A 7,880-nucleotide genomic window follows, 5' to 3' on the forward strand; every position below is an offset into this window, starting at 1 on the left:
TCCTCAGCGAGAATCGGCCCGGTCCGGGGAGAACGCTTCCCTGGCTGCGCGGATGACGGCCTCGGGGTCACGGGCCCGCTGGGCGTCCACGGTGATCTCCCGGGTTTCGGTGCCGGTGGTGGTGGTCATGGTGACCGTCACGTCGGAGCGGGACTGGGTCAGCCACGTGGTCACCGACCGCGAGATCGCGTGGACCAGCACCGCCGCGGCACCACCGGAACCGAGGGCCACGGTGAGCACGTCCACCACCCCGCCCATCTCCCCGGGCGCGACCGGCCGGTTCCGCAGCGCCACACGGCCGCGCAGGTCGTCCTCGCGGCTCAGCCAGCTGTGCAGGGCACGCAGCCGCGACGCGGAATCCTCGCCGGTGACGCGCACCCGCAGTTCGGTGTCCTCGGGCATACCGGTCATCGTGCCAGGCCCGGCACCGGCGCGGGAGCGGTTCGCCGAACTCCGCGACCGGCATGGCGGGCCCGGCCGGACGGCTACGCTGGGAGGACATGCCGTCCTGGGGAGGGGAGCCCGGTGGGACACGTGCGAACGCCGGCATCGCTCACGGTGGCACCCGCGCCGTTCACCTTCCGCATGCCGGCTCCCCGGCTGGCCGATCACGTCCGCGCCTACCTCGGGCACGACCGCTCCCCCACCGGGCCGATCCTGCGCCGGATCCCGGCACCCGGCTCGATCCTCGTGGGCGTCGATCTCGTGCGGCCGGTCCGGCGCGCGCTCGCCGGGGAGCCCGCGCCCGCGGCGGTGTCACCGGTCAGCGGGCTCGGCGATCGGCCGCTGGTCTACGAGCAAACCGGCGTGGAGAAGGGCATTCTCGTCGAGCTGACCCCTCGCGGCGCCTATGCCCTGTTCGGCTGTCCCCTGCGCGAAATCGCCGGGGTCAGTGTGGGGCTCGGCGAGCTCCTGGGCGACCGCGCCCGCCGGCTGGCCGACGAGCTCGCCGGCGTCCCCACGTGGGAAGCGAGGTTCCAGCTGCTGGACGTCAGGTTGGCCGCCTGGCTGCGCGACGGCCCCGACCTGCCGAAGCCACTCCAAGGCGCGTGGCAGCTGCTCGACGCGTCGGCCGGGCGCATCCCGATCGCCACGCTGGCCGACCGGGTCGGCTGGTCGCGTCAGTACCTCGCCGCCCGGTTCCGGCACCAGCTCGGTGTGCCGCCCAAGGTCGTCGCCCGGGTCGCCCGGCTGCATCACGCGATCCAGTGGATGACCGCGCCGCGGCCACCCCGATGGCCGGACGTCGCCGCATCCTGCGGGTACGCCGACCAGCCCCACCTCAATCTCGACTTCCGCGCCCTCGCCGGCTGCGCCCCCACCGAACTGCTCGACCCGGCCGCCGCGATCGGCGAAGTCTTCCTGGGCATCCGGCCCAGCGTGCAGCTCATCGCGGCACGGCAACGGCGCCTGACCCACGCCGGCGGCCGATCGTCCGGACGGCGCTGACGACGTCAGCTCGCGTTCCCCGGACCGGCGCTCTTCGGGCAGCCGCCGGAACAGGGCGGCACGGCGACCACGTCCGGGCACAGGCCGCCGCACGGGACTGTGGCGGGCGAGGCTGTGGCGGGCGAAGCCAGTCCGACGGTGACGACGACGGCGAACAGCAAACTGCCGAGCTTGGACATCCGAGATCCCTCCTGAACCGGGTTCACTCTGGGAAGGTGGGGGGCAGCTCCCCCTTGCTGCCCCCTCGCCCAAGCTAACAAGCTGTCGTGGCGCGGGTATTGGAAAAATGTCGACCGCGCCCGGGGACGTCGTGCCGGATTGCCGCATTCGGCCGCGGCTGTGATCCTGTGACCGCAAACACCACAGCGGGGCCTCTTCCGCGTATGGTCTGTGACCGACTGCTTAGTAGGCTCGCGGGCATCGAGCCCGCTTCTCAACGACGAGGAGGTCCTCCGTGACCGATTCCCCTTCCCGTGTCGCCGTGGTCACCGGTGCCGGCCGCGGCATCGGTGCCGCCGTCGCGGCGCGGCTGGCCGATGACGGCTTCGCCGTCGGGCTGCTCGACCTCGACGAGGCCGGTGTCAAGCAGGGCGCCGAGGCCATCGTCGCCAAGGGCGGCAAGGCCGTCGGGGTCGCTCTCGACGTCAGTGCCGCCGAGCAGGTCGAAGCCGCCGTCGCGCGCGTCGCCGACGAGCTCGGGCCGCCGGTCGTGCTGGTCAACAACGCCGGGATCACCCGCGACAACCTGATCTTCAAGATGACCGAGCAGGAGTGGGACTCCGTGCTCAACGTGCACCTCAAGGGCTCGTTCCTGATGACCCGCGCGGTGCAGAAGCACATGACCGAGCAGAAGTACGGCCGGATCGTCAACCTGTCGAGCACCTCGGCGCTGGGCAACCGCGGCCAGGTCAACTACGCCGCCGCCAAGGCCGGCATGCAGGGCTTCACCAAGACCCTCGCCATCGAGCTGGGCAAGTTCAACGTCACCGCCAACGCGATCGCGCCGGGCTTCATCGCCACCGACATGACCGCGGCCACCGCCGAACGGCTCGGCATGAGCTTCGAGGACTTCAAGGCCGCGGCCGCGTCGCAGATCCCGGTGCAGCGCGTCGGCACGCCCGAAGACATCGCGCACCTGACGTCGTACCTCGTCAGCGAGGGCGCCGGGTTCGTCTCCGGCCAGGTCATCTACGTCGCCGGCGGACCGAAGGACTGAGGCCGATGCGGGAGTTCCGGAACCTCGACGAGTTCGCCGCCGCGGCCGGGGAGCACCTCGGGTACAGCGAGTGGCTGACGGTCACCCAGGAGCGCGTCAATCAGTTCGCCGACGCCACCGACGACCACCAGTGGATCCACGTCGACGAGCCGATGGCGGCCGCGGGCCCGTTCGGCGGCACCATCGCCCACGGCTTCCTGACGCTGTCGCTGCTCTCGGCGTTCGGCCCGAAGATCTACCGGGTCAACGGGATCAAGATGGGCATCAACTACGGCCTCAACAAGGTCCGCTTCCCGCAGCCGGTGAAGGTCGGCTCGAAGGTGCGCGCCGGGGCCGAGCTCGTCGAGATCACCGACATCCCGGGCGGCAAGCAGGCGGTGTCGAAGTGGACGGTCGAGATCGACGGCGAGGCGAAGCCCGCGTGCGTCGCCGAGTGGGTGACGCGGTTCCTCGCGTGACGCCGGAGCAGCGGCACTTTCGGCGGAAAGTGCCGCTGCTCACCTCTCTGTACGTCATACCGACTAGTCGGTATGCTCCCTCGCAACACGCTTGAGGAGGCCGCATGAACCCGCCAGGACTCGACCTGGGCCGCCTGCGCGCCCACCTGGACGCGCACCGGCCCGGCCTGGTCGCCGGGGAGCTGACCGCGGACGTCGTGGAGGGCGGCCGGTCGAACCTCACCTACGTGGTGGGCGACGGCCGGTCGCGCTGGGTGGTGCGCCGCCCGCCGCTCGGGCACGTCCTGCCCACCGCGCACGACATGAGCCGCGAGTTCCGGGTGATCTCCGGCCTGCGCGACACCGCCGTGCCGGTGCCCGAGGCCCTGCTGCTGTGCGAGGACTCCGACGTCGTCGGCGCGCCCTTCTACGTGATGAGCTTCGTCGAAGGCACGCCCTACCGGACCGCGGACCAGCTGAGCGAGCTCGGGCCGGGCCGCACCCGGGCGATGGCCGACGCCCTCGTCGGCACGCTCATCGACCTGCACTCGGTCGACCCGGCCGCGGTCGGGCTCGGCGATTTCGGGCGGCCGGACGGCTTCCTCGAACGCCAGCTGCGGCGGTGGAAGAAGCAGCTGGACGCGTCCCGCAGCCGGGACCTGCCGGGCGTCGACGAGCTGCACGACCGGCTCGCGGCGGCCGTCCCGGTGTCCGGCAAGCCGTCGATCGTCCACGGCGACTACCGCCTCGACAACGTCCTGGTGGACGGGCACGACCGGATCTCGGCGGTGCTCGACTGGGAGATGTCGACGCTGGGCGACCCGCTGACCGACCTCGCGCTGCTGGTGGCCTACGCCGAGCGCGACAAGGTGTCGCTGCCGTTCGTGTCCAACGCCAGCTCGGCGCCGGGCTACCCGGGCACCGACGAGGTCGTCGCCCGCTACGCCGAGCTGTCCGGGCGGGACGTCTCGCAGCTGAACTGGTACGTCAGCTTCGCGTTCTTCAAGCTGGCCGTGATCCTGGAAGGCATCTACTACCGCTTCAGCAAGGGCCAGACGGTCGGGGCGGGTTTCGAAGGCGTCGGGGCCGGCGTCGCGCCGCTCATCGCGCACGGCAACGAGATTCTCAAAGAGGAGAAGTAAATGGACTTCGCGTTCGACGAGAAGACCGAGGAGCTGCGCGGGAAGCTCCTCGAGTTCATGGACTCGCACATCTACCCCGCCGAGCCGGTGTTCGAGCGGCAGCTCGCCGAACGCGACGACCCGTGGGCCATCCCGCCGGTCGTCGAGGAGCTCAAGGCCGAAGCCCGCAAGCGCGGGCTGTGGAACTTCTTCCTCCCCGGCGAGCACGGCGCGGGCCTGACGAACCTCCAGTACGCGCCCCTGGCGGAGATCACCGGCCGCAGCATCCGGCTGGCGCCGACCGCGCTCAACTGCGCCGCGCCGGACACCGGGAACATGGAAGTGCTGGCCATGTTCGGCAACGAGCAGCAGCAGAAGCAGTGGCTCGAACCGTTGCTGAACGGTGAGATCCGCTCCGCCTTCGCGATGACCGAACCGGACGTCGCCTCCTCCGACGCCCGCAACATCGAGACGGCCATCCGCCGTGACGGCGACGAGTACGTCATCAACGGCCGCAAGTGGTACATCTCCGGCGCGATGAACCCCGCGTGCAAGATCTTCATCGTCATGGGCAAGACCGATCCGGAAGCCGCGCCGCACAAGCAGCAGAGCATGATCCTGGTCCCCCGCGACACCCCGGGCCTCACGGTCAAGCGCGGCATGCACGTCTTCGGCTACGACGACAGCGACCACGGCGGCCACGCCGAGGTCCTGTTCGAGGACGTCCGCGTGCCGGTCGAGAACCTCATCGCCGGCGAGGGCGACGGGTTCGCGATCGCCCAGGCCCGGCTCGGCCCGGGCCGGATCCACCACTGCATGCGCGCCATCGGCATGGCCGAGCGCGCGCTGGAACTGATGTGCCGCCGCGCGATCTCGCGCGAGGCGTTCGGCAAGCCGATCGCGCAGCAGGGCGTCGTGCAGGACTGGATCGCCGAGTCCCGCGTCAAGATCGAGCAGCAGCGGCTGCTGGTGCTCAAGACCGCGTGGCTGATGGACACCGTCGGCAACCAGGGCGCGCACACCGAGATCCAGGCGATCAAGATCTCGACGCCGATCACCGTCGAGTGGATCCTCGACAAGGCCGTGCAGGTGCACGGCGCGGGCGGCGTCAGCCAGGACTTCCCGCTGGCCGCCATGTGGGCCGGGAACCGCACGCTGCGCCTGGCCGACGGGCCGGACGAGGTCCACAAGCGCTCGCTGGCCCGGCGCGAACTGAAGAAGTACCTCTCGGAGGGCGCGAAGTGACTGTCACCGCCGAAGACCTGACCCGCCAGGCGACCGAGTTCCTGGCGAACCACGACCCCGCGACGACCGACCGCCTGGAGTTCCTCCGGGCCCGGTTCGACGCCGGGCTCGCCTGGATCCACTTCCCCGCCGGGCTCGGCGGCCAGAACGCGCCGCGCGCGCTGCAGTCCGTGGTGGACAAGGTGTTCACCGACGCGGGCGCGCCGGACAACAACCCGCGCCGGATCGGCATCGGCCTCGGCATGGCCGCGCCGACCATCCTCGCCTTCGGCACGCCGGAGCAGCGCGAGCGCTTCCTGCGTCCACTGTGGACCGGCGAGGAGGTGTGGTGCCAGCTGTTCTCCGAGCCCGGCGCCGGCTCCGACCTGGCCGCGCTCGGCACCCGCGCCGTCCGCGACGGCGACGACTGGGTCGTCACCGGCCAGAAGGTGTGGACGTCCGGCGCGCACGAGTCGCAGTGGGCGATCCTGGTCACCCGCACCGACCCGGACGTGCCGAAGCACCAGGGCATGACGTACTTCCTGTGCGACATGACCGCGCCCGGCGTCGAGGTGCGGCCGCTGCGCCAGATCACCGGCGAGGCCGAGTTCAACGAGGTTTTTCTCACTGAAGTCCGGATCCCGGACACCCAGCGCCTCGGCGCGGTCGGCGAGGGCTGGAAGGTCGCGCAGACGACGTTGATGAACGAGCGCGTCGCGATCGGCGGCCACGTCCAGCCCCGCGAGGGCGGCCTGATCGGGATCGTCGCGAAGACCTGGCGTGAGCGGCCCGAGCTGCGCACGCCGGAGCTGCGCGACCGCCTGGTGAAGCACTGGGTCGAGGCGGAAACGCTGCGGCTGGCCGGCACCCGGCTGCGCCAGCAGCTCGCGGTCGGCGCGCCCGGCCCGGAGGGCTCGGCCATGAAGGTCGCCTTCTCGGAGCTCAACCAGGCGCTGACCGGCCTGGAGGTCGAGCTGCTCGGCGAAGAGGGCCTGGCCTACGACGACTGGACGTTCCGGCGGCCCGCGATCGTCGACTTCACCGGCCGCGAAGCCGGCTACCGCTACCTGCGCGCGAAGGGCAACTCCATCGAGGGCGGCACCTCGGAGGTCCTGCGCAACATCATCGCCGAGCGCGTGCTGGGGCTGCCCTCGGAACCGCGCGTCGACAAGGACGTCGCCTGGAAGGACCTCCCCCGATGAGTGACCTGCTGTATTCGGACGTCGAGGAAGATCTTCGTGCCTCGGTCCGGGACCTGCTCAAGGCCAAGGCCGGCCCCGAGGCGCTGCTGGCGCGCGCGGAGACGGCCGAACCGTACGACCTGAAGCTGTGGCGCACGCTGGCCGACGAGGTCGGCGTGGCCGGTCTGGCGGTACCCGAGGAGCTGGGCGGCCACGGCGCTTCGGCGCGCGAAGTCGCCGTCGTCGCCGAGGAGCTGGGCCGCAGTGTCGCTCCCGTGCCGTTCCTCGGCAGCGTGGTGCTGGCGACGACGGCGCTGGTGCACGTCGGCGCGCGGGACTTCGTCGGCAAGCTGGCTGGGGGCCAGGCGATCGGCGCGCTGGCCGTGCCGCTGTCCACGGCGCCGGGCGCGGGCTTCCCGTCGGCGGTGACGGCTGCCCCGGACGGGACCCTGAGCGGCCGGGTGGGCACGGTCGCCGACGCGTCGGTGGCCGACCTGCTGGTCGTCCCGGCCGCGGGCCCCGACGGCCCGGCGCTGTACGTGGTCGAGGCGTCGGCGGCGACGGTGTCGGAGCTGGTGTCGTTCGACCTGACGCGCCGCGTGGCCGACGTGTCGCTGGAGAACGCCCCGGCCACGCTGGTCGCCTCGGGCCCGGAGGCCGCGGCGGCGCTGGAGCAGGCGCTGCTGTTCGGCGCGGGCATCCTCGCCTCCGAGCAGACGGGCGTCGCCGAGTGGGCGCTCACCGAGACGGTCACCTACCTCAAGGGCCGCTACCAGTTCGGCCGCCCGGTCGGCGGGTTCCAGTCGCTGAAGCACCGGCTGGCGAACCTGTACACGGACCTGGTGCTCGCCCGCGCGGCGGCCCGCAACGCGGCGGACGCGCTGGCCACCGGCACCGACGTGCCGATTTCGGTGGCCGTGGCGCAGGCCCGCAACGCGCCGATCGCGGTCAAGGCGGCCGAAGAGGCGATCCAGCTGCACGGCGGCATCGGGATGACGTGGGAGCACCCAGCCCACCTGTACCTGAAGCGGGCGAAGGCGGACGAGATCGCCCTCGGTACGCCGGGCCGCCACCGGGCCCGGCTGGCGGACCTGGTCGACCTGCCCGCCTGATCCATCCATGCCCCCGCCGCCTCCCTCAACGGAGGCGCTTCGCGCCGCTGTGCCGCCCCTGGAAGCGGGCCCGTGCCCGGGGGGGGACCGGCCCCCTGCCCCCCACAATCCGCCCGGCCGGGGGGAGGGCCCGCGGGCGC

The 7,880-nt window shown here is 71.9% G+C and carries 9 protein-coding genes; 7 read left to right on the plus strand and 2 right to left on the minus strand.

Features of this window, described 5'->3' with window-relative positions; genetic code table 11:
• Window positions 1-3: 3 nt before the first annotated feature.
• A complete protein-coding gene (locus I4Q55_RS36980) occupies window positions 4-402 on the minus strand; it encodes a hypothetical protein (protein ID WP_206794786.1) in 399 nt (132 codons plus the stop codon).
• 123 nt (window positions 403-525) lie between these two features.
• On the opposite strand from I4Q55_RS36980, the gene I4Q55_RS36985 reads away from it, so the two are divergent.
• A complete protein-coding gene (locus I4Q55_RS36985) occupies window positions 526-1,449 on the plus strand; it encodes a helix-turn-helix domain-containing protein (RefSeq protein WP_206794787.1) in 924 nt (307 codons plus the stop codon).
• 5 nt (window positions 1,450-1,454) lie between these two features.
• On the opposite strand, the gene I4Q55_RS36990 is transcribed toward I4Q55_RS36985, so the two are convergent.
• Window positions 1,455-1,628: a hypothetical protein gene (locus I4Q55_RS36990; RefSeq protein ID WP_206794789.1), complete on the minus strand. Its 174-nt coding sequence runs from the start codon at window positions 1,626-1,628 to the stop codon at window positions 1,455-1,457.
• 275 nt (window positions 1,629-1,903) lie between these two features.
• Between I4Q55_RS36990 and fabG the strand changes: the two genes are divergently transcribed.
• From fabG to I4Q55_RS37020, 6 genes are all read left to right on the plus strand, one after another.
• A complete protein-coding gene (fabG, locus tag I4Q55_RS36995) occupies window positions 1,904-2,665 on the plus strand; it encodes a 3-oxoacyl-ACP reductase FabG (protein WP_206794790.1) in 762 nt (253 codons plus the stop codon).
• 5 nt (window positions 2,666-2,670) lie between these two features.
• Complete coding sequence (locus I4Q55_RS37000) at window positions 2,671-3,123, plus strand: MaoC family dehydratase (RefSeq protein WP_206794792.1); 453 nt, start codon at window positions 2,671-2,673, stop codon at window positions 3,121-3,123.
• 104 nt (window positions 3,124-3,227) lie between these two features.
• On the plus strand, window positions 3,228-4,244 hold the full coding sequence (locus I4Q55_RS37005; RefSeq protein ID WP_206794794.1) for a phosphotransferase family protein: 1,017 nt from the start codon (window positions 3,228-3,230) through the stop codon (window positions 4,242-4,244).
• The gene (locus I4Q55_RS37010; protein ID WP_206794796.1) at window positions 4,245-5,468 is read left to right on the plus strand and encodes an acyl-CoA dehydrogenase family protein; all 1,224 of its coding nucleotides are present in this window, start codon (window positions 4,245-4,247) and stop codon (window positions 5,466-5,468) included.
• The gene (locus tag I4Q55_RS37015; protein WP_206794798.1) at window positions 5,465-6,649 is read left to right on the plus strand and encodes an acyl-CoA dehydrogenase family protein; all 1,185 of its coding nucleotides are present in this window, start codon (window positions 5,465-5,467) and stop codon (window positions 6,647-6,649) included. Before I4Q55_RS37010 ends, I4Q55_RS37015 begins: the two co-directional genes overlap by 4 nt.
• Window positions 6,646-7,740 (plus strand): acyl-CoA dehydrogenase family protein, encoded by a 1,095-nt coding sequence (locus I4Q55_RS37020; RefSeq protein WP_206794800.1) that lies wholly within the window; start codon window positions 6,646-6,648, stop codon window positions 7,738-7,740. The genes I4Q55_RS37015 and I4Q55_RS37020 overlap by 4 nt, the downstream gene beginning before the upstream one ends.
• Window positions 7,741-7,880: the final 140 nt, after the last annotated feature.

The sequence above is a fragment of the Amycolatopsis sp. MtRt-6 genome (assembly GCF_017308975.1).
GTDB lineage: Bacteria > Actinomycetota > Actinomycetes > Mycobacteriales > Pseudonocardiaceae > Amycolatopsis.